Annotated in this window: 16 protein-coding genes and 2 pseudogenes; 5 read left to right on the top strand and 13 right to left on the bottom strand. The window is 46.1% G+C overall.

Features of this window, described 5'->3' with window-relative positions; genetic code table 11:
- Nucleotides 1-142: 142 nt before the first annotated feature.
- The 8 genes from H6F74_RS27490 to H6F74_RS31245 all read right to left on the bottom strand — a co-directional run bounded on the left by H6F74_RS27490 (nt 143) and on the right by H6F74_RS31245 (nt 8,011).
- Nucleotides 143-871, bottom strand: a complete 729-nt coding sequence (locus H6F74_RS27490; RefSeq protein WP_190445287.1) for an alpha/beta hydrolase — start codon at nt 869-871, stop codon at nt 143-145.
- Between the two features lie 284 nt (nt 872-1,155).
- On the bottom strand, nt 1,156-2,124 hold the full coding sequence (locus H6F74_RS27495; protein WP_190445308.1) for a zinc-dependent alcohol dehydrogenase family protein: 969 nt from the start codon (nt 2,122-2,124) through the stop codon (nt 1,156-1,158).
- A gap of 83 nt (nt 2,125-2,207) precedes the next feature.
- Entirely contained in the window at nt 2,208-3,029 is an 822-nt protein-coding gene (locus H6F74_RS27500; protein ID WP_190445288.1) for an alpha/beta hydrolase, read from the bottom strand.
- A gap of 82 nt (nt 3,030-3,111) precedes the next feature.
- The gene (locus tag H6F74_RS27505) at nt 3,112-3,327 is read right to left on the bottom strand and encodes a hypothetical protein (protein ID WP_190445289.1); all 216 of its coding nucleotides are present in this window, start codon (nt 3,325-3,327) and stop codon (nt 3,112-3,114) included.
- 71 nt (nt 3,328-3,398) lie between these two features.
- Entirely contained in the window at nt 3,399-3,956 is a 558-nt protein-coding gene (locus H6F74_RS27510; RefSeq protein ID WP_190445290.1) for a thioredoxin domain-containing protein, read from the bottom strand.
- Nucleotides 3,957-4,219: 263 nt separating this feature from the next.
- Nucleotides 4,220-4,852, bottom strand: a complete 633-nt coding sequence (locus H6F74_RS27515) for a response regulator transcription factor (RefSeq protein WP_190445291.1) — start codon at nt 4,850-4,852, stop codon at nt 4,220-4,222.
- Nucleotides 4,853-4,857: 5 nt separating this feature from the next.
- Nucleotides 4,858-7,524 (bottom strand): PAS domain S-box protein, encoded by a 2,667-nt coding sequence (locus H6F74_RS27520; protein ID WP_347269565.1) that lies wholly within the window; start codon nt 7,522-7,524, stop codon nt 4,858-4,860.
- A gap of 313 nt (nt 7,525-7,837) precedes the next feature.
- Complete coding sequence (locus H6F74_RS31245) at nt 7,838-8,011, bottom strand: hypothetical protein (protein ID WP_347269564.1); 174 nt, start codon at nt 8,009-8,011, stop codon at nt 7,838-7,840.
- A 309-nt stretch (nt 8,012-8,320) separates the two neighbouring features.
- On the opposite strand from H6F74_RS31245, the pseudogene H6F74_RS27530 reads away from it, so the two are divergent.
- Nucleotides 8,321-8,443 (top strand): annotated as a pseudogene (locus H6F74_RS27530) (transposase); the annotation flags it as partial.
- Nucleotides 8,444-8,543: 100 nt separating this feature from the next.
- Here the strand turns inward: H6F74_RS27530 and H6F74_RS27535 are convergent.
- The 5 genes and pseudogenes from H6F74_RS27535 to H6F74_RS27555 all read right to left on the bottom strand — a co-directional run bounded on the left by H6F74_RS27535 (nt 8,544) and on the right by H6F74_RS27555 (nt 18,380).
- Nucleotides 8,544-13,739: a CHAT domain-containing protein gene (locus H6F74_RS27535; protein WP_190445293.1), complete on the bottom strand. Its 5,196-nt coding sequence runs from the start codon at nt 13,737-13,739 to the stop codon at nt 8,544-8,546.
- 184 nt (nt 13,740-13,923) lie between these two features.
- Nucleotides 13,924-14,243 (bottom strand): annotated as a pseudogene (locus H6F74_RS27540) (transposase); the annotation flags it as partial.
- 170 nt (nt 14,244-14,413) lie between these two features.
- Nucleotides 14,414-15,220, bottom strand: coding sequence for a DUF928 domain-containing protein (locus H6F74_RS27545; protein ID WP_190445295.1), 807 nt, complete (start codon nt 15,218-15,220; stop codon nt 14,414-14,416).
- Entirely contained in the window at nt 15,217-17,634 is a 2,418-nt protein-coding gene (locus H6F74_RS27550; protein ID WP_190445296.1) for a CHASE2 domain-containing protein, read from the bottom strand. The genes H6F74_RS27545 and H6F74_RS27550 overlap by 4 nt, the downstream gene beginning before the upstream one ends.
- 20 nt (nt 17,635-17,654) lie before the next feature.
- Entirely contained in the window at nt 17,655-18,380 is a 726-nt protein-coding gene (locus tag H6F74_RS27555) for a DUF1822 family protein (protein WP_190445297.1), read from the bottom strand.
- Nucleotides 18,381-18,750: 370 nt separating this feature from the next.
- Between H6F74_RS27555 and H6F74_RS27560 the strand changes: the two genes are divergently transcribed.
- The 4 genes from H6F74_RS27560 to H6F74_RS27575 all read left to right on the top strand — a co-directional run bounded on the left by H6F74_RS27560 (nt 18,751) and on the right by H6F74_RS27575 (nt 21,784).
- A complete protein-coding gene (locus tag H6F74_RS27560; RefSeq protein WP_190445298.1) occupies nt 18,751-19,377 on the top strand; it encodes an NAD(P)H-dependent oxidoreductase in 627 nt (208 codons plus the stop codon).
- A 60-nt stretch (nt 19,378-19,437) separates the two neighbouring features.
- Nucleotides 19,438-20,127 (top strand): iron-containing redox enzyme family protein, encoded by a 690-nt coding sequence (locus tag H6F74_RS27565; RefSeq protein WP_190445299.1) that lies wholly within the window; start codon nt 19,438-19,440, stop codon nt 20,125-20,127.
- Between the two features lie 191 nt (nt 20,128-20,318).
- Nucleotides 20,319-21,032: a hypothetical protein gene (locus H6F74_RS27570; protein ID WP_190445300.1), complete on the top strand. Its 714-nt coding sequence runs from the start codon at nt 20,319-20,321 to the stop codon at nt 21,030-21,032.
- Between the two features lie 8 nt (nt 21,033-21,040).
- Nucleotides 21,041-21,784 carry a class I SAM-dependent methyltransferase gene (locus H6F74_RS27575; protein WP_190445301.1) on the top strand — a complete coding sequence of 248 codons (744 nt, stop codon included), beginning with the start codon at nt 21,041-21,043 and terminating at the stop codon, nt 21,782-21,784.
- The last annotated feature ends 19 nt before the right edge of the window (nt 21,785-21,803 follow it).

Genomic DNA, 21,803 nt, shown 5'->3' on the forward strand with positions numbered 1-21,803 from the left:
ACAACGCAGCCTGCTGAACCGGCGCCAATCACAATATAATCAAAAGCAGCACTGTGATGGTATGTAGTTGTCATGATGTCTCCTTTTCAGGTCATTGTTTGTTGAATGACGGCTAGCGGGTTGGCGATTGCAAATTTTGCTGCTAGTCGCGCCCTGCCACAATAATCTTTTCTGCTAAACCAACCGGGTTAGAAAACATGACCTCGTGACTACCGGGCGTTTGTACAAGCCGAAATAGCCCCAAGCGGTTAGACATTCTCGGATGCCAACCCCACTGTTCGCCTTGAGGGAGGACATTATCTTCTGTACAGTAGAGGTAACTTTTAGGAATGGGCAGTGAGTAAAACTGCTTCAAGTCCAGCTTGTCAATCCACGGTTGATATGGTTCAGGGGATAGTTGTGCGTAACTCGATCGAGCCAGTGCGAGGTCAGCATCATTGAGAAGCACTTCTCGCCACATCTCAAACGGCATCACCATCGTATGATCGCCCGATTCTCTAGCTAGGGAGTCAAATAACGCTTGATGGTGCGGCGGAATGTTATCTCTAAGGCTTTCACCATCATTGAGGACAAAGGCATCAAAGAAGATGAGCCGTCGAATGCGCGAGGGAATCGCTTCAGCAACTTTTGCAATGATTGTTCCGGCAAAACTATGACCTAAGAGAACAATATCGGTTAAGTCTTTGCCAACAATGTAATCGACGATCGATTGCGTACATTGAGCATGGTTAACGTTTTTATCTACGTTTTTACCATGTCCGGCGATCGTGGGAGCAAACGCTTGATGCCCTTTCGCTTCTAGCTGTTTGATCACTTCGTTCCAAGCAGAACCCTCGTGCCATGCGCCGTGAACCAAGACAAAAGTTGACATAGAATTGCTCCTTAAAGTGATTCAGCGTTCTAATATTGACCTTCAGCACAAACTCAAACTAACCGAGGACTTCGCCAACTCAGCACTCGATCATCGAGTAGAACGCTTCCCGTCTATTAATTCCACGCGATCAATTTGACCAACTTGTACCGGATAAGCTTGTTTCCGCAACTCAGCAACCTCTTGTGCCATGGCGGTAGTCACAAGGTATTTGCAAATATTTGAAGTTGTGCTATTTGGGGCTATTTTTCAGGTGACGATTTAAAGTAATCGGTGAGGATAGTCTAACTTTTGGTAAATTCCAGCACAATTTTCCCTTGCGCTCCCCCCTGCTCTACACGTTGATGTGCTTGAATTATCTGATCCCAAGACAGCGTTGAATCAATGACGGGGCGAAGCTGAGTGCGCTCGATTAGTTTTGTCAAAGCATCTAATTTTGCTCGGTACTGTGGCGTGAAAACAAAATGGATAGTCAGATTCTTGCCCCATGCTTCGATGAGTGACTGCGGCGTTTCAGTGTCTACAATGCTCACAAGCCTGCCGAATGGGCGAATAATTTTTGGGCTACGCTGGATTGTTTGTTCACCGATCGTATCCAAAACTAAATCAACACCTAGCCCGTCTGTTTCCTGACAAATAACTTCTGCGTAATCTTCGTTTTTGTAATCAATGGCTCGATCTGCGCCAAGTTTTTTAACAAAATCGAGATTTTTAGAACTGCATGTTGTAAAAACGAAAGCTCCCATCGCTTTTGCAAGTTGAATCGCAATAGAACCAACACCACCAGCACCCGCATGAATTAGAACCGATTCCCCAACTTGAAGATTGCCTCTCGTTACTAGGCAATCCCAAGCCGTCCCTCCTGCAAGAGGAAAACACGCTGCTTCAATGTGCGACAAGTTAGAAGGCTTAAGCGCAACAATCCCTGCATCAGCAACATGATATTGAGCATAGCTGCCAGATTCTCCAAAAATCTGCGGCGAGTAATAAACTTCGTTTCCTACCTCAAAGTCTGTCACTGACTCTCCAACTGTCTCAATAACTCCTGAAATGTCAACTCCGATAATTGCTGGTAATCGAACCAAGTCTTTATAGTCACCACGGCGAGTCTGATAATCAACTGGATTGATCGATGTCGCACACACCCTTACTAGAACCTGATTAGGTTTTGGCATTGGCTTGGGTACAGTTTGAATCTCAAAACTCTCAGCACCACCAAATGTTGTCAGTACGGCTGCTTTCATAAATTCCATCTCTGCTAACCATCCTTGCTTTAGAATCAACGGTAAAGGTATTTCGATATCACTCAACGTATCCAGATGCGTTTACGCCTCGTCTATGGCGCGGTTGCAGCACGATCGATGAGATTGGCAACGGCATCTGAATGGGAAACCATCACGACATGGGACGCGCCATTCACAACAACGGTCTCCTTTGAGTTAGCGCGGTTCGCCATGAAAGACAGTGCCGCTGGAGGAATGTTCAAGTCGTGATCGCCATAAATAAACCAGGACGGGGTAGATTTCCATGCGGGCACACCGGAGGCTTCGTTCAGCGCAGCTTCCGTAATCGGGCGCTGGGTGCTAGCCATCAGTTGCGCGTCGTTAGCGGACACATCCGCAGCAAACTGGGCGTGGAACTTGTCCTGCTGAATGTAAAGGTCTTTACCACCATCGGGCAGTTCAACGGGTGGCACGAGTGTTGATCCGAGTGTGCTGCCCGGATAACGTCCTGAGAGTTCAATGGCAGTCTCGCCCGCCTCAGGAGCGAAGCCAGCAACGTAGACCAGTGCTTTCACGTTCCTGTTACCATTGACGGCATTGGTAATGACCGCGCCTCCGTAAGAATGCCCAACCAACACGATGGGTCCGTTGATGTCTTTAAGGGCACTGGCAACATAATCTGCGTCGCTCTTAACGCCGCGCAGAGGATTAGCCACAGCAACCGTCGGATAACCTTTCATGATTAGCTTCGTCAATACACCGTTCCAACTAGAAGACTCGGCGAACGCACCATGAACGAACACGATCGTGGGCTTGTTGGCTTGTGCATTTGCAGTATTCATGATGGCTCCTAGAGAAGTGAGGGTAAGAGTTCCTAAAAAGAGAGTGACAATCAGAAGCAGGCGGATTCTGTTCCCGAGGTTAAGCATGTTCATCGTGTGATTTCCATTTGAATTGGGGTAGTGCTTTCCTTATGTTTCAACGAGCATTGACTGAAAATGTAAAATGCTTAAATTACTACATGAGAGGGCTTTGACTAGAGTGATTCCTGGTTGTTGACTCCAGATAATCAGTGTCATCAGCTTGTACTGGATAAGCTTGTTTCAGCAACTCAGCAACTTCTTGTGCGATCGCAATCAGGGTATGATTCACTGAGGAATCGTGAAGAGAATCAGTCTGAGGTGTACCTTCATGCTCAGAATCATTTCTGCTTTGTACTCGTAAATGCGTCATAGAACTACCTTCAACGAAACAACAAAACTGTTTTCGTCTATTACTAACGTTGATGAGTTATGGAAAAGAGCTTAGTGACTTGTAACAACAATGGCTGCCGTCAACTCTGTTATTTTCCAGCGTCCGGTGTATCGAATGTTATTGATAAATAGGGCTGGAGCAGTCGTTATTCCACTATGCAATCCACTTTCAATATCCTCATTGATGTGATCGATATGCACCTGCTTAGACAACTCTTTAAGAAACTGAGAAATATCAAGCCCTAAATTGTTGGCGTACTCTACGAGATAACCATTTTCTAACTTCTGTTGATGAGCAAACAAAGTGTCGTGCATTAACCAAAACTGTCCTTGAGCAGCGGCGGCTTCAGCGGCTTGGGCTGCCCGTTGAGCATGACGATGAATCTGTATTTGCGGAAAATGACGGAAGATAAAGCATAAATAATCCTCTCCAAAAGAAGCACTAAGCTCTCGTTTGATCGCTTTAATCATCTTGTAAACGTCTGCACTGACAGAGCATTGATAATCTCCATACATCACCAGCACCACGTCGGTATTGAGTACACCTTGGATGTGATCCTGTGTTGAAGCTGGAATAGATAACAAACTACGGTCTCGGTCTTGATTCACTTGAACACCTCTGAGGGAAGCAATGGTAATCGCAAGCGATTCAACCCTCTTTCTGCGATCTAGATGAAGCAAACTCAATGCTGTAACTCAATTGCTATTCGTGTTTGCCTAGAACTAAATATAGGCAATTGCCCTCTCACTTGTCGTCAACTGAGAGTTGCAACTTTTGCTCACTTAAGTGAATGATGAATCAGTCACTCTGCCAATGTCATCATTGCTCCAACTCGGGTTGGACTCTGGAGTCAAACTAAAGGATGACTGACTTACAAACTGACAATGCCGCGTTTAACCGCAACAATTACGGCTTGGGTGCGATCGCTCACGCCCAACTTACTTAAAATTCGATTGACATGGGTTTTGACCGTATTCTCGCTGATACTTAAAGCAGTCGCAATCTCTGAATTGCTCATTCCTTGCGCCATTAAGCCCAGTACCTCTAACTCTCGTTCCCTGAGTTCTGGATTATTTAGGCGCTGCACCAGTTTTGCTCCCACGTCGGGTGGAATGTATTGCTGACCACGAGCAACCGTGCGAATCGCATTCAGCAACTCATTGGATTTAGTATCCTTGAGTAGATAACCTTGAGCACCTGAGTGCAATCCGCGATAGATATCTTCATCCCCATCGTAGGTGGTTAACACGATAATCCGGACAGGTTTAAATTCAGCACAAATCACGCTAATGGCTTCCACCCCGCCGACTTCCGGCATTCGTAAATCCATCAGCGTCACATCTGGCTGGTGTTCTCGGAAGAGATCGATCGCCTGTTGCCCATCTTCTGCCTGAGCAACTACCGTCATTTCTGGATCGCGGTTAATGATGGTTGCCAATCCTTGCCTGACAATGGAATGATCGTCAGCAATTAGAACCCGAATCAGTGTGGATTGGCTCGTCATGATTATCACCCTCGATTAACAATGACAATAATTTCTGTTCCTTGACCGGGTTGGCTCTCGATCGCCAGTTGTGCTCCGATGCGCTCTGCCCGTTCGCTCATGCCCAGCAATCCAAATCCGCCGCTCATCGGAATGCCAACCACGCCAAAGCCTTGTCCGTCATCTTTGACCTGTAAACGACACTGGGCATCTTCATAGACTAACTCAATTCTAATTTCATTCGCGCTAGCATACTTAATTGCATTGGTTAGGGCTTCTTGTCCAATCCGCAGCAAGTGATTTTCCACCTCGGCGGGTAAGGCATAGGCGATCCCCTCAACTGAGTAAATGAGAGCCGTATAGGTCGCCACTCGCATTTGGTTAACCAGACGCTCAAAGGCAGTCGATAAATCACCTTCTTCTAGCAACTGGGGACGCAGTGCTGTTACCGAGCGACGTGCCTCAGTCAGTCCGGTGCGGGCTAGTTCCTCGATCGTGTCTAAATGGGCAAGGGTTGCTTCTGCATCATCGACTAGCACTTGGGTCGCTGCATCAACCTGGATGAGAATGCCTGTAAATGCTTGAGCAAGGGTATCGTGAATTTCGCGTGCCATGCGGTTGCGTTCTTCTAGAATCGAAGCTTGTTCTGCTTGCTTATGAGCCGTAATGTCTCGCGCTAGCCAAATCACCTGCCCCTGCCGGAAGGGTGCAATGCGAGCCGAAAGCCAGATTTCTCGTCCAGCGATCCACAGACTGTACTCGACCGTGAGCATTTGTTGCGTTCTCAGCACCTGTTGAACATAATTGAGAAATTCATCGGCTTGTTCTTGTTCAAAGATTTGATGTAGTGTTTTACCAAGTTGCTCCTCGATCGGTCTATACAACTGATCAGGCGAAATAGCGACCGCTTCGATCACTTGCCCTTCAGCAGTAACGACAAACAGCGGATCGGGAATAGCTGAAAAGAGCGCCCGCAGTTCTGCTTCAGAGGCTTGCAGCGCTATTTCTGCCTGTTTGCGATCGTCGATATCCGTATAAACTCCCATCCCTCGGATGGGTTCACCGAATTCATTCCGAACAATTTTGCCGACAGAAAGAATCCATTTCCACTGACCATCCTGGGTACGATGGCGAAACTCTACTTGAAAGTTGGGGACTTCTCCAGTAATACAAGCATTGTAAGCTGTAACCACTGATTCTCTGTCGTCAGGATGCAAACTCTCAATCCACGTAGATTTGGTCACGTGAAATGTTGCTGGATCGTAGCCCAGCATTAAAGCGTATTCTGGGTTAATCACGACTTCTTCAGTTTTGATATTGAGATCGTAGAGTCCTTTATTTGAAGCGGTTAAGGCTAAGCGTAGTCGTTCTTCACTCGTTTGTAGAGCGACTTCTGCTCGTTTGCGATCGCTAATATCCGTAATCACCCCTTCGATGTACTCATCGCTTGCATTCAGATAAGCAGAGAAAAGCACCCAAAACAGCGTCCCATCTCGTTTTCGCCCCTGTGCTTCATAGCTTCGCACTTCCCGATCCCGCTTCAGCAACTCAAGGAATTGTTGGCGATCGCTGGGATTGACATAATAGTCTGTGGCGTGTTCAAGCCCAATCATCTCCTCTGGTGAATCAAAGCCAAGCAGATTGGCATAGCGTTGATTGGCATCGAGAAGTAATCCATCCGAGAGGCGGGTTCGGAAAATGCCAACCTGTGAGTTTTCAAAGATATTGCGGAACTTGGCTTCACTGCGTTGTAGTGCCTCTTCTGCTTGCCTACGCTGGGTGGTGTTGTTGCCCACCGATAAGATTTCAACGACCTCTCCCTGTTCATTGAAAATGGCTTGATTGGACCAAACAACCCAAACTCGCCGACCGTCTCGACACAGGTTTTCACCCTCGCCTTGTGGGTACAGTTGAGGATTACGAAGTAAATCGTGAACCAATGGTTTGACATCGCGTCCAGAGGTTTCGATGTCTGGAATGATGGTTTCAAATAAGGTTCGCCCTACAATTTCATGTTCTTCATAGCCCAGTAATTTCACTCCATAATCGTTGATGTAATGAATCCGTCCTTGCGTGTCATAGCGAATGATGACTGAATTCGCGGTTTGCAACAGGTTGCGATAATTTGCTTCACTTTGTCTCAATGCGGCTTCGGTTTGTTGACGTTCCGCGATCTCCTGCTGCAAGGCTTGAGTTTGCGCTTCTACTTTCCGTTCCAGCGTTTTGGTATAGTCTGCTAATTGTGCATACAACTGAGCATTTTCCAGTGAAATTGCTGCCTGAATCATCAACAGTTTCAGGACTTGTAAGCGATCGTTGGTAAACACTCCGGCATTAAGATTGTTCTCTAGATAAAGGATGCCGATCAACTGGCTTTGATTGTGAATGGGTAGACAGAGGAGCGATCGCGCCTGTTGCTTTTGAATGTAAGGATCAGTTGAAAAAGACGATTCGTTGACTGCATCATCAAGCACCAAAGTTTCTTGAGTACGTTCTACCGAGTGAATGACAGAGACAGGAATCGTTGCACAGTCAGCAACAGCAAGCTTTTCTAGGTCACACGGCCTATTGCCACTGCATTGAGTCACTACAGTGAGTTGATCCTCTTCCAGGAGAACCAGAGCGCCAGTTTCGGCTCCTGCACTTTCGATCACCACCTGCATCAACGTGGCAATCAGTTGATCGAGATGGATCATTAAACTCTCCCCGACGAAGGACTGTCAGCCATCTCCCAAAGTATGGTGATTCTGGCATCTATGCCGACTCTGCTATCAGTTACCAATCAAAGGTAGCCGATTTTACTTGATGACGGTGATAACAGCGCAGGCATAAGCAAAAATCATCTATTGCGCCCGAAACCCTGATTCTCTCGTGAGGCGGATGGAGCGGGATTGATAAGCTCTGTTGAATCCGGCAATCTGAAATCTTTAAAACAACGCTATAGCTATACTTTTCGGCATCTATTCCACGAAACTCGTATTTCGTGTAATCTAGCTAAGAACTAGCTTATAGCAGCATGAAGGTTAGGGGCAACGGGCAAGGGAAAGTTCTCACCGCAGATGAATTGAGGCGGTTGTTCACCGATGGGTTAAATTCGCCACGCGATCGCGCTCTATTTGCCATCTGTCTTTTTACTGGATGTCGCGTATCGGAAGCACTGGCGCTCCAAACTACGGACATAAAAAGTGGAACGTTGACTTTCAGGAAGTCTACCACGAAGGGGAAACTTAAAACCCGCGTTTAGGTGCAAGGAGAATGCGAACATTGTTCTTTACCGTTCTCTATAATGGCAAGGCGTCAGAAGCCGTTTGATTAGCAAAGCAATCGCTCTCCTAAATCAGATGCGTGTCTAACGGTTAGACACCCCTCCTAACTTAAGCTGTATAAAACTGTTACGTGTACTCTAAATCCTAACGGCAACGCCAGTAGATTTTATTGAGCGCAATACGACGTTCCAGGTTTTTGGCTGTTCTGATGGGATTCCGACGTTTAATTGAGAACTTTTTTGCCAAGCTGAAGCAGTACCGTGCAATTGCGACGCGCTATGACAAACGGGCTGCTAACTTTCTGGGTGCCATTTATCTGGCTGCTGGCGTCATTTGGCTCAATTGATGACACGCCCTAGTGAGAAACTATTTTTATTTGCAAATAATGTGGAGCGAAAATCGGCTTGTTTGCGGGCCGGAGTGTTCTTGGTTGCAGGTCGCTACACCTAGCGCCAATTTCCCACAAGAACGTAGGAGGCCCAATAATACGGACTTCGATACTCTTCTTGCTTCAACAGAGCCAGTTGAGCGCGACGGAGTGCTTCGGCTTTAGTCGGTGCTGAGTTGATTAACTCTTGGTAGAACTGACTCATTAGCATGGCAGTAGACGCATCGTTCACACTCAACAAAGACGCGAGCGTACTACGTGCCCCTGCCCGTAGAGCTATGCTAGCAATTCCCAAAACTGTACGCTTGTCGCCAGATGCTGTCTGACAAGCACTGAGGACAAGTAATTCAATTGGCTCAGGGCGATTTTCTTCTCGGCTTTTGAGTAACTTGCTCAATTGGTTAACTTTGATGGGCTGCTCGTAGGCAAGAATAAACGTTTGTTCGGGGTTGGAACTGAACACGCCATGAGTTGCCAGGTGAATCACCGAAAAAGGCTGCGAGTTAATTTGGTATTGGAGAGCCTGGGTGGTAAACTGCGAATTGAGAAGCACCTTGCTGTTGGGCAGTTTAGACTTAATTTGCTCTAACTCATTCTCAACGTAAGGAAGTGCTGGAAAGTATTGGACTGATTCACTTAGTCCAGCTAGGAGAACTTTTAATTGTCTTCCTTGTTTCAACGGTTTGCCATCTAGCAGTTGTAGACCAAGATTCAAAGCGACACTATACTTTTCTACAAGATATTGTTTGCCATCGTAAAGCGCCGCTAGCGGGATATTTCTTAAAGAACCATCCAGTACAAATACCAGAGTTTCGACCTGGTTCCCCAAGTAGGGCTCAGCAGGTCGGAGCAGCCAATCATACACCTTTTGGAAACGAGACGTATTATCTCGACCAATTTTGCGTTCTTCTATGTTTTCCCGCAGTTGCTCTACAGTTTTTTCTAATTCACTTCTGGAGACAAAAGTGGTGTAGTGGATCAGGTCGTTTTGCTGGGGCAATTTGAGAATGACTTCGAGGCGATCTTCAAGAATAATCGTATAGATAGCAGCAGCCTTGGGATTGTCATGAATGACTTGATCGATAGAATTAGCGTCTGGCAATCGACACTGAAGATAGTTTTCTAGTTCTGCCACCTCAAGATATTCAATTACATTGCGGGCTTTTTGAAGGTTTTCTTGAGGGGTTCGATTATCTTTAGATAGCAGCAGCAAATCAACTAACTCTCGATAGACAGGTTCTACATTGTCTCGAAAGGAGAATTGAAAATTGGGATTGTTAAGGCTGAGTAGATCACCACGGATAGACACCAGAGTTTTGATGGTTTCGTCGTAAGCTGCGATCGCGTCCCCAATCTTCCCCTGGTTTCTAAATATACGCCCTAACTGCCATTGCCACTGATAAGCAATATCCGGTGCTTGAATGTTTTGAGTCAGCCAAAGCGCTTTCTGAGTCAGGTCTTGAGCTTGAGACAACCGCTTGTTCTGTTCATACAATTTACCCAGATAACCCAAGGCATACGCTTCTGCTCGCCTATCGCCCAACTGTCGCGCCTGTTCAATAGATGTGACCCCCAACTGTTCAATCAATTTGAGATTTGAGATTTGAGATGGGGGATTGGTAATTTCAAATCTTAAATCCCTCTGACTATTAACCGCTTGAATCCTGGTTAGACTTTGAGCTAAATTAATCCGAGCATAGATGGCGGTTCGGCTAGGAGGCAAGTTATTAATCTGAGACAAGAGCTGGGGCAACTTATCCAACTGAGCTTGAAATAAGGACGATTTTTTCTGTGTAGCCGACTGCGGTTCAATGTTTTGCAACCATTGCTCAGAATCTATCAATAGGCTCAGTAAATTCAGTTGTGCTTGGATCTGTGTGAGTGGCAAAGGACTTATAGCTGCGGCCTGTTGATAGTAGTCCACAGCTGCATTAGCTTGCTGTTGAGCTTGAGTTTTGTCATTAGGGATGTTGAGGCGTTCATAAGCGTCTTGTGCGCGGTTGTAGGCAGCTCGTGCTGCATTGCCTAAGCTCAACAAAGCTTTACCACTCTCTTGGGACGATCCCAAACGTTCGGATATAGTTAAACTCAGCAGCAACAGCTGCTGAGTTTGGTCTAAATAATCCAACCTCTTTCCATCTAAGGATGGCTGGAACAGCAGCAAGAAATTTTCTAATTCCTCAACATCACCCACCACAAGCAAGACATCGCCGAGTATCCTTAGGGCAGTAGCCTTGAGCATGGAGTCGGGTTGGGTTTGCAGAGTTGGGTTTAGCTTGATTAACGTATTCAGGGTCTGTCGGTAAAGCCCTAAATTTTGCATGGCAAGACTCTGGTTAATCTGGCTCTGGGCAACGCCAGTCTGATTCCCCAGTTGAGCATAGATAGCTGCCGCCTGTTGCCAGGTGTTTAAAGCTGTTTCAGCTTGTCCTTGCAATAATTGCAAGTGACCTTGAATGTCCAAGGATGGGGCGAGAATTTCCAATCGCTCTGTAGAGGCATGTGTATTTGGTTCGGTTTGCAGGAGGTTCAGACTTTCGGTAATAGCTTGGGTTGCCTCCTTCCACTGTCCTAGTTGCTGATACGCTAGAGAGAGATTGCTTAAGGCCATCGCTTGATTCAGTACATCTCCAGAGGCTTGGAAAGCTGAGGCTGCTTGTTGCCAGCTCGTAACGGCTGCGGTGAACTGGCTAGTTTCATAGAGTTTCTTGCCCTGTTGGAGCGTGGAACTGATAGAGACACCAGGACTACGAAAATTCACTACACGTTTGGTGGGAGTCACCAAATCGGCTAGCCCAGCGTCACTACTGAGTGCCTCCCCAGGGCTGGGTGGCAATCCACCACGACCCGTGACGACAAATTGGGAGGCTGGCTTTCCGCCTTCTTGACACCCCTGTGCAATTTCGGCACCAACTGGCTCCTCTGGCAAGTTGACCGCCCCAGGGTTGGGGTCGATACCAGGCGTGTTGATTTGTACGGTGCCGTTTACCCCGAATTCCGAATTGGCGGTAATATCGCTTAGAGGGGTCAGGCGATTGCGGAACTGGAACCCGTATATGCCTTGGGCTGTGATTTGGATGTTGCCTCCATTGCCCTGGAAGGCATTGGCTGTAATGTCGCTATTTTCCGAAGGAAGAGCAACAATGAAGGGAGCATTAATATTGATGTTGCCGCCATTACCACTGGCGCGTGCAGTGCCTGCTGTAGTGGATATCTGACTGTTGTGGCGCATCAGCAATAAGTCCTGCACCCGCAGAGTAATATTGCCGCCCTCAGCCGATTCAGTTGCCGCTGTGATGGCTCCCTGGCTGTCCAAAAGGACATTACGAGCTGTGACTTCTATGTTGCCTGCATCCCCCTTTTCTTGGCTGCTCGAAGAGATTTGAATCCTAGGCAGGAAACTCACCTGCCCAGCGGGAACCCTCGCATCGGCGGCATTGCCGGAAGCCACCGTGACTCTCGCACCGTTACGGACAATCAAATCCCCTGTGTCAATTCTCAAGTCTTCAGCATTGCCAGCGGCAAAAGTCTGAGCAATTAAGCCGCTAAAAAACTGACCATCGGCTGAAGTACCGCTTAGTTCCACGGACTCGGAGGCGTTTACGGTCAAAGTTCCTCCCTGACCTGTACTAAAAGTACTAGTTGATACTTGTGCCCCATCCCGAACAACCAACCTCCTGGTATTAATTCTCAAATCTCCAGCATTGCCAGCACCTGAACTCTGAGCAAACAACCCGCTGAAAAACTGACTGTTGGCTAAGGTATCAATCAGTTCCACAGCATTGGCAGCGTTTACGGTCAAAGTTCCTCCCTGACCTGTACTAAAAGTACTAGTTGATACTTGTGCCCCATCCTGGAGCAGCAAATTCCCTGTGGCAATCGTCAAATCTCCAGCAGCGCCAGCTCCGAAAGTTCCACTCAACAAACCACTACGAAACTGACCACTGGCTGAAATGCCGCTTAGTTCCACGAACTCAGAGGCGTTCACAGTCAAACTTCCCCCCTGACCTGTACCAAAAGTAGCAGTTGATACTTGTGCCCCATCCCGAACAACCAACCTCTTGGTGTTAATTCTCAAATCTCCAGCATTGCCAGCACCTGAACTCTGAGCAAACAAGCCAGCTGAATTACCGCTCAGTTGTACAGACTCATCAGTCTCAATTGTTATGTTTCCTGCACTCCCCTGACCCAAGGTGCTAGTAAACACGGCAGCGCCATTCATCACAGAAAGCAACTCAGCCGTGATGTTGATATCCCCACTCTTACCTACAGCTCCTGCTTGCACGCTATTGCCAATAAAGCTCTCATTTGTAAGGGTTATTGCGCCTGTTGCATTAATCTCAACATTCCCGGACTGGCTGCCAACTGACCCCAGATTCGTCCTTATCCCAGCTGAAAGGGCGCTTCCTCCCAAAACATCTAGATTCCGGGCATTGACGGTAATACTACCGTCGCCCCCAGCGGTCACATCAACTCTAGCTTTATTGGTGAGTGACATATCTGCTCGCGCCACGCTATTGGGAAAACTCAAGCGCAGGTTGTTGCCATCAACTGTCAGGTCAACCGCTCCTGCTCCTGCTACGCCTGCTAACTCCACTCGACCCCCCGGAGCCAGCAAAGACCCGCCGTTCAAGCTCACATCACCACCTACAAGCGCTAAAGTTTGACTTGGCTGTACTTCTAAACTAGATGCCTCCACGAGAATACGCCCTGCTGTTCCCCCATATTGCAAGCCAACGGGAACATTGATAGTCAACAGGGGCGGTGTTTGAGGATTGGTGGCGCTGAACAGGGTGTCATCAGCGAAGACCAAGCTACTGGCTGTACTCGCAACAAATGAACCTCTGACATCCAAACGGGCAATGGGCCCAAAGATAATCCCATTGGGGTTAAGCAAGAAAAAGTTGGCATTGCCTAAGACTCTCAATGTTCCCAGAATGTCAGACGGATCGCTCCCAGTTACTCGACTGAAAATGTTCTCAATCCCAGACGGATTCGCGAAATAGGCTTCTCGTCCTTCACCGACATTAAATTCCTGGAAACTGTGGAAGAGGTTGGTTCCTCGAACTACTCCACCATCGATTCGGTCAACTTGCCGGTTAATTGGTGTGACCACAGAACCGTCAGTACCTAAAGTGCCATCAGGGAATATCTGGGCCAAGGTACTATCCCCAAAAAAAGTGGGTACTCCACCCAAGCCAAGCGAACTAGCTAGCCATAACGCCCAGTACCCAAACCGCCAGCTTGTGCTCATCCTAGCGCTAGCCTCCAAAGTAAGGCATGACCATTGGTTTGCCCTAAACAACTATGTCTAAACTGTAGTTCTTTTTCTTGAGTTACCTAAACGCTATCCTTACACCTAAAGATTAAATTGATTGGTGTAAACTAGCTGACTCAAAACCGCTATGAATTTTTAGAGCTGATTTATAAAGTAAATCTTAAGCAGCTAATCGCCTGACCATAAGGCGAATCAAGGAACCATAAATCATCGCTTTACTCACCTCTAAATACACCTCAAAATCCTTGCTCAACCACCGAAATCGATTCAGCCATCCGAAAGTCCGCTCCACAATCCACCGCGATAGCAATCGCTCGGATGTTTTGGAGATTCGTTTAATCACTTCCACCTGCACATCCTCCCTACGCGCCTGCTTCACCGCATTGGCAAAGTTCTTGCCAGAATACCCCTGGTCTACTCAGATGACCCCTAATTGGACAACTTTTCCTTCACTTCATCAAGCACCACAATCGCCCCTAATGGGACTTAGACATTTTCTAGCCCTTAAGGGGGTGAAAAGCTCTCTGAACAAGGAAAAGAGGTTGATAGCCTAAAAATGCCTGAAACCCTTGTCAATACTAAATTATTCCCATTTGAGCTAAAAGTCCTTCTGGATGTAGATTTGAAGCCATTTTTGCTTCAGTTTTTGTCTAAGTCCCGTTAGGAGTGCAGCAGTTAACAATTGGTTCGGGAGCGATCGCCTCTAACCCAACGAAACGCAACAGCTGAGCCCAGTCATCGTTCATCGGATTGGTTATCCTCAGTTCAGCTAGAGTCCCCAGCGCGTCGTACAAAAAGCCATACTTGACATAAAGGATTGCTCGTTGCTGTGGTGTAGCACTTTCCAGCTGAGTTTTTAGGGTAGCGTTCGGTTGCTCCCGTTTTACCCATGCTTGAGCAGAATCCTTCTGTAAGGGTGCGGTCGCTATGCAATAAACGTCAACAAACAAGTAAGTTTGATACCAATTGCCAATTTCTAGCGGCGGTGCCGTAGAGGGAAGAGAGATACTAATTACTCCTGGCAACCCAGTCACTTTTAAATCTGTTTCATAAACTGTTTCACCTGATCGATTTCGCAATGAAAATTTGCTGGACTTGATGGACTGAGAGTCATAAGGCATATAAAACCAGAAGGTGGGATGCGCTTCAGTCGTATATCCCCAGCGCAATTCTTTATCCGGAGGCTGCTGAGTAACTGGAACCAAGGGTGTAACAGAATTCTGTCCAACTGGACAAGCGTTACGGCTTCCTCCTGGTTTAGTTCCGCTCGGAGCTCCTTGGCCTGGTGGGGGTGGTTGCTCGAAGAGCAATTCTGTGCTGGGCCTGGATGGAGAACGATGCACCAGAATTACCTGTTCAGCTAGCTGTGCCTGTACTGGCGTGAAGCTAACAAATGCAAAACTGATAACGAAGGTAAGTTTTTTTATTTGCTTAAAAGGTAACTTTGTCCAAGTCATGATGTAACCTGTGGGGTCAGTTGCTGTCGATAGGTCTGGGACGCACTATAGGCGATCACACTGCCGCCTGTAGCTACCAAAGCTAGCGCCGAGGGAATAAGGGGCACCCAATAACCTCTGATGAGGAGGTAATAACAAAGCCCACACATGACACCCAATGTAATTCCTAACGTGAGTCCCAGATAAATTCGCGCTCGGAAGTGCCAAGCCAGCACACCCCCCACCAAAGACCAACCCCAAACCCACAAAACTTCCCCCCACTGAGGCAAGAACCTAATTGGAGTTCGCCCATCTAGAACTGCGCTGAGAATTTGACTTACCATCTGCGCCTGAATAATCACTCCGGGCATTTTCTGGTCGGGCAATTGCTCGCTACTGTAGGGAGTATAAAAATAATCAGAAGTTGAGTGAATCGCGCCGATGAGGATAATTCGATCTTTCACCATCTCTGGCTTGATTTTATCCCTTAAAACCTCTGTAAGCGTAACTGGGTTGTCTGCAATTTCTTGCGGAGAGCGGTAGGAGCGATAATTCAGTAGCACTTGATTGCCCCAAAGATCTGCTTTTTGATAAGCGCCAGGATTGGCTCTCAAGCTGTTAAAAACGACTTTACCTAGCTGCAAGTCCCCATTTTTGAATTGGGGAGAGATCTTCTCTGCTTTCAGGTAATGCAATGCTAGCTGGACGCTAAGAGCATAAGGACTAGTACAAGGGGATGTTGGGGGTACGTCCAAATATAAGAGATGGCGACGGACAATGTCACCTGAATCAACCACAAGATTAGCAAAGCCTTGGCGTTTTATTGGGATATAAGGCGGAGGTGAAATACCATCATTTCTTTTACTAGGATCACTCACATTGCAGATAGCAAATAAGTTATCTTGCCTTTTGAGACGCTCTTTTAGCGTCGGCAGTTTGGGAGTATCTGGTGGAGCGCGAAAGATATCCAAGCCAATGGCTCGCGGTTTATACGACTCCAGTTTCTGCAAGAGTCGATCCAGTGCCAAATCCGATAGCGATCCTTTTCTCTGCTTCTGTTCCGGAAGTTGAAAATCCTTATCAGTGATGGAGACCACCAATAAGCGCGTATCTGGTCCTTCTTCTGGTCGCAGCCGCATCAGTTGGTCATAGGCTTTTAACTCCCATGCTTGTAGCTTCCCCAACTGTCGCATCCCCATCACTAAGCCTGTTACAACCAGACTCGCACTCATTAGTGTGCAGAGATTGCGCCAGATGGGAAAAATTTGGCGATTCCGAGTTCGTACAGCCTCTCTGTGGGAGCTAACGATCCTGCCTGCGGGAGGATCGCAATCTGTTCTACCAAGCCACTCTTGCCAAGTAGGTGGTACAGAGGCGGGATTCTGGAAAATCACTGGTAACCAAGAAGAACAGAGAAATTGCTCTTCCAGTCCTTGCAACCTTTCCCGTGCTTCCCGGACTGCCAGATTAAAAGACTCACCACTGGCAAAGGCTTTGAGAAAATACTTCAAAAATTCCTGTGCCACTATGTCTGGCACAGGCTCCCGCATTACAACCATTTGCGGAATCTGCAAATCAGCTAGATTCCGTGCCAATCCCAAGCCATCACAAGAGTTGAAAATCGCGAGTCTCAAACCGCGTGTAATCGCTGCTTTGAGGGCATTCTTTAACTGGGGAATCGTTAAACTCTCGGTTTGATTGATATAGATATGACCCGTTTCACCCTCGGTTTGGCTCGAACTATGTCCAGCAAAATATAGGATATCCCAGCCTTGTTTGTCCCAAAGCGACGAGTCTAACTCTTGTTTTTGTGGCTCCACCAAAAAAACTGCATCCGCTTTGGGTAACTGTTCAAGTATTGCCCGATCTTTCTGAAGATCAATTCCTTCACTATTACCCAAAATAGCTAATATTCTGACCCTATCGGCAGTTTTTTTGGGCAGTGGCTTGACTCGCTTATACTCTGGAACACTTAAAGCTACTTCCGCTTTGGGGTAATGGTCAAAGAAATTCCACAGAAACCAGGGGAGCCGTCGCAGTAGATCATCGTCCGTTTCAATAATGACCCGAATTTCTTCTGATGGATTTAAGTGCGTTCGTAATTGCAGGTTGATATTGGAGAATGATTCAGAATTAAGCCAAGCATTGATTCTGTTTTGTAACCTCTGGCACAAGTCCCTGAACTTAACTTCAGAAACGTTGTTTACAGCTCCGGCTTCAATACTAATTCGGAGACGCCAACCAAGGCGTCGAGAGAGAGACTTATAAGTTAACTGCCAATCTCTGTAGAGTTTAGGAATCTCTGGATCTGCCGATAAACTGCCTGTAAATTTCATAGGATGGGAGTCGTTAGCTTCCCAAAGCTCAGCTGTAACGCAAGGAAAGCCGTCATTCAAGCTTCCAGAACTTAAATTTAGGATAACTAAATGACTCACTTCTGTCTTCCTATAAGTAGTTAAATGACAAAATCTTCCCTAATGCTAACATCATCGAGAGTCACTTGAATACTGAAGCTCTCTCCAGGTAGACCTTTTATGGGACTCAATTGAATATAGTAATCTTGACCACTAGATTGAACTTCTTCTAGAGTAGCCTTCAATTCAGAAAGCAAAATTAATCTGAAATTGGGAGGAAGGAAAGTTTGTCTAATAGTAGGATGCAGCTCAGCGCGGATATTTATTTCCTGAATGTCCTTTATGAGAGCAATTAGCAGCACAACGCGATAACCTCCTGAAAGCATCCCGAAATCGATCAGCTTTGCACGTCTAGTTTCTCTCAAAGAATTTATGCTTCTGAAACTCAAGGCCATATCGATGCCAAAAATGGCTTCGACAGCCTGCCAATCTGCCTCAAATACCTTCTGAAACCACTGGCTCAAATTTACTGCTCTTCTGCCGTTTATATGCTGTTGACTATTAATTGCCTGCTGATCGTTTTCCTGCATGAAAGACAGCAGTTCATTAGTTGGTTTACATACTTCTATGGGATTGAGTTTTAGAGCTTGGCAAATTTTAAAAAAGTTAGATCTATAAATTGGATTTCCACTCAAGAAATTTGTCAATGTAGACCGAGAAATCTCTAGCCTTTTAGCCAATTCATCTTGAGTCAAACCAGTTCTAACAAACTCTATAGATGCCTTTTGAATCCCGACTGTAGAGAGTCTGAGCGAACGAGGAATCATGGCTACGCCCAAAATTTTGGTTAATTTTAACACATTAAAAAAAATCTATCTACAGAATCAAGAATTTATCGGGTGGTTAAGAAATGTAACCAATACGAACACAACTCATCATAACTTATACAACTGCCCAAGCCATACAAACTTGAACACTACTTAGGCAAAGAAAAACGCTACTTATAAATTCAAACAATCATATTTCTGTAAAGATAAATAGGTGTTTATTTCATTCTTGTAGACAGACAGGTTTCACTGTTTATAGCTTTTTCCAAGAAATTATGAATTTATGTAAAATCCTGCGTAATTTCTTGGGACTTGACCTGATTAATCAATAGAAGTTCGCAAGTTTCAAAATTCAACCGAGGAACAAGCGATGGTTAAGTTATTGCACATTGATGCTAGCGTTCGCAAAGAAGGCTCGAAGTCGCGCAAGCTTGGAAAAAAATTCAAAGATTTGTGGAAAGCAGCTCATCCCGATGTTCAGGTAATTTATCGAGATGTAGGGCAATTTCCCCCCAGTCATCCGACAGAGGCGTTTACAATCGCCAACTATACGCCTCTAGATCTACGAACACCGGAGATGCATCTGGTGCTGAAACAGTCAGATCTACTTATTGACGAGCTACTCGATGCTGAGCGACTGGTCTTTGGCATTCCTATGTATAACTTCAGCATTCCTTCAATGCTTAAAGCCTATATCGATAACCTGATTCGTGTAGGTCGCACGTTTAGGGTGACTGAAGACGGCAAATTCGAGGGGTTAGTTACGGAGAAGAAAGCTCTTGTTATTTCAACTCGCGGTGCAACCTACAGTCCACCAAGCCCTATCACTCAGCTTGACTTTCAGGAACCCTACTTGCGTGCAGTTTTTGGGTTTATCGGTATCACTGACATCATCTTTGTATGTGCCGAAAATCTTGACTTTGGACAACCAGCAGAGCAGGAGAAAAATTTGGAGCAGGCACAACTGAAACTAGAAGAGTTAGTCCATTCTTGGTAGAAAACTATTTTCTGCCATTTCTTCAAAATTGAGCCATTCATTGAAAATTAGAAGGTTACCATGAGTTTATTTGAAGACATTGTCAAGGCAACTGAAACGGAGTACCGCCAATTCATCGAAACAAATCCATTGTTTGAAGTAGTTACCTCAGGGGGAATGAACCGGAATCACTACGTCGCCTATCTGAGGGAAACCTATCACATGGTTCGTCATACACCTCGGATTTTGTCCCTGGCTGGAGCGAGGCTGGGGGATGAGAAACGAGAGATCAGGAACTGGTTCATCAAACATGCAGTCGAAGAAAACGGTCACGATCTTTTTTGCATCAATGACTTGAGAAACATTGGCGAAGCTCCAGACAAAGTATTAGACACTGACCCTCTTTCAGGTGCCTGGGGGCTGATTACTCAAAACTACTACATGGCGACCTACGGCAATCCTTTAGGTATTCTTGGAGTTACCACTGCAACGGAAGGCTTGGGAGCTCACATCGGTTCTAGGTTTGCTGAACTGCTAAATCAGCACTACAACATTCCAGTTAATGCGCTTACATTCTTGAAAAGCCATAGTGGCTTTGATGGAGACCACCTTGAAGACGCACGCAAAGTCATTGACGAGTTAGTTTCAGCTCCTAGTGATATAAAAGCTATCATTCAGGGTCGTCGAATGACATTTCACCACTATGGACGGCTGTTTCTCGATGTGATGACATCAATGTCGAATGTGGTTTCACCTATGCCTGTTGCATGAGCATTAGCTAGGAGTAGTTTCTTGAGCTGTAAGCTAATTGTCATTCATTTTTGCAACCGGCTCCCATTGTGATAATGGGTTCAGCACTCGTTTTATGCAACTTGAATGCACATTAGCTTATTCCGCTCTCAAACCACTGGGAAATTTTTTGTGGGTCCGCAGACTAAGTTTCGGTATGGAGAATATTTGCAATGGCTACAGCCTGCTTGAAGACTCAGAAACCTGGACTAGAGGAAGCTCATCAGATTGAGAACTATAGCTTTGAGGAGTTTTACACCCCTGAGCAAATTAGGCAGTACGACTCTTTGGTAGAGCAAACCTATCGGTCTGTCGGTTTTTTGGATGAGAAGATTTTACCTCGCCAGAATACTCAGCGGTATGGTGTTACTTTACGGGGAGAATTAGTCGGAATTTGTTCGTTAACTCCAGTTACAGATGAAAATAACATCTTTGTTGACATACTTCCAGAGTTTCGGAAGAAACGACTGATTGAACTTAACAATGTCATTTTGAAACCCGAATATCGAGGCAGTGTCACTCTTGGAATTATTCTCTACGAATCAGCAAAGCGAGGATGGGAGGGAAGTTACGACTACATTGTTGGAATTACCCGCTTTAAGGTGTTGCGTCATTTTGTAGATTTTGGAGTTGTCCCCCTACTGCATAAACCCCTGCATTTGCTAGGCAAAGAGGATTTGTTGGACTTCATTATCTACTACGACACTCATAGCCCGAACTCTATTCAATACATGGAAGAGCGGGCTAAGCGTTACTTCCACCAAGAGTATGTCATAGCAGCAATCCGAGAGAGATATATCCATCGGGGTAACAGTAAAGCTGAGATTTACTGTGAAGGTCTACCTCAGATACAAGCTCAGGGTTCTCAAAACAGCAACTCGAAGTAGGTGAACTAATGATGTTGAACATGGAGTTTGAAGAGTTCCGAAGACATAACTTGCGCTGGTTCGATCCTTGGTTTTTTAAGGATGAACTAGAGATTCTCGATCTGGAACCAAACTCAGCCAAGGCAGTTAAAGTTGCAAAAGATCTAGATTTGTTAGGTTATCGATTTGGTTTGAATCATAAGATTGTTGAGCGAATCAGATCCCGTCTACTTAACATCTATCAGTATGAGCGTCGTGTACCGAGAGTACTCGACCTCTGTGGAGGGTATGGGGGGTTTGCTCGTTATCTAATGTGGTGGTCTAAGCAGGCTGCAATTCCACTTAACCTAACCGTGTTGGATATCTCAAGCTCGATTATTGAAGCGGCGCTTCAAGCTTCAGAGCAGGATAACATCCAATGGCAGGTTGGCGATGCAACTGCTTTAGACTACGAAGATCGAGAGTTTGATTTAGCACTTAACATTCAGTCTCTCCACCACTTTGACCCAGATTCGTCTGTAAAACTCTTGAGGGAAGCCAATCGGGTTGCAACCTCTCTGTTTGTTTTTGACGTGAGACGTACTCCTTTTGGATTTATCTTTGTGCAACTGCTCCGTCCGTTCTTCTGCCGAGAACTAATCCACGACGGGCAAATCTCCTATCGCAGAGCTTACACCAAGAAAGAAATTATTTTTTTGATTGAAAAGGCTGGGATTAATGCAACTGTAAAACACTTTCTGCCAATTGGTTTGTCTATCGAGAGTGGCATCTAACTTTCGCCTTTTGAATTGT

The organism is Trichocoleus sp. FACHB-90 (assembly GCF_014695505.1).
Taxonomy (GTDB): domain Bacteria; phylum Cyanobacteriota; class Cyanobacteriia; order Cyanobacteriales; family FACHB-T130; genus Funiculus; species Funiculus sociatus.

What these genes read in the sequence shown, in the direction of transcription:
- H6F74_RS27515 (WP_190445291.1), bottom strand. Translation starts at nt 4,852, where the DNA reads ATGACGAGCCAATCCACACTGATTCGGGTTCTAATTGCTGACGATCAT.
- H6F74_RS27575 (WP_190445301.1), top strand. Translation starts at nt 21,041, where the DNA reads ATGATGTTGAACATGGAGTTTGAAGAGTTCCGAAGACATAACTTGCGC.
- H6F74_RS27570 (WP_190445300.1), top strand. Translation starts at nt 20,319, where the DNA reads ATGGCTACAGCCTGCTTGAAGACTCAGAAACCTGGACTAGAGGAAGCT.
- H6F74_RS27535 (WP_190445293.1), bottom strand. Translation starts at nt 13,739, where the DNA reads ATGAGCACAAGCTGGCGGTTTGGGTACTGGGCGTTATGGCTAGCTAGT.
- H6F74_RS27490 (WP_190445287.1), bottom strand. Translation starts at nt 871, where the DNA reads ATGTCAACTTTTGTCTTGGTTCACGGCGCATGGCACGAGGGTTCTGCT.
- H6F74_RS27500 (WP_190445288.1), bottom strand. Translation starts at nt 3,029, where the DNA reads ATGAACATGCTTAACCTCGGGAACAGAATCCGCCTGCTTCTGATTGTC.
- H6F74_RS27555 (WP_190445297.1), bottom strand. Translation starts at nt 18,380, where the DNA reads ATGATTCCTCGTTCGCTCAGACTCTCTACAGTCGGGATTCAAAAGGCA.
- H6F74_RS31245 (WP_347269564.1), bottom strand. Translation starts at nt 8,011, where the DNA reads ATGTCCGTAGTTTGGAGCGCCAGTGCTTCCGATACGCGACATCCAGTA.
- H6F74_RS27565 (WP_190445299.1), top strand. Translation starts at nt 19,438, where the DNA reads ATGAGTTTATTTGAAGACATTGTCAAGGCAACTGAAACGGAGTACCGC.
- H6F74_RS27560 (WP_190445298.1), top strand. Translation starts at nt 18,751, where the DNA reads ATGGTTAAGTTATTGCACATTGATGCTAGCGTTCGCAAAGAAGGCTCG.
- H6F74_RS27495 (WP_190445308.1), bottom strand. Translation starts at nt 2,124, where the DNA reads ATGGAATTTATGAAAGCAGCCGTACTGACAACATTTGGTGGTGCTGAG.
- H6F74_RS27505 (WP_190445289.1), bottom strand. Translation starts at nt 3,327, where the DNA reads ATGACGCATTTACGAGTACAAAGCAGAAATGATTCTGAGCATGAAGGT.
- H6F74_RS27545 (WP_190445295.1), bottom strand. Translation starts at nt 15,220, where the DNA reads ATGACTTGGACAAAGTTACCTTTTAAGCAAATAAAAAAACTTACCTTC.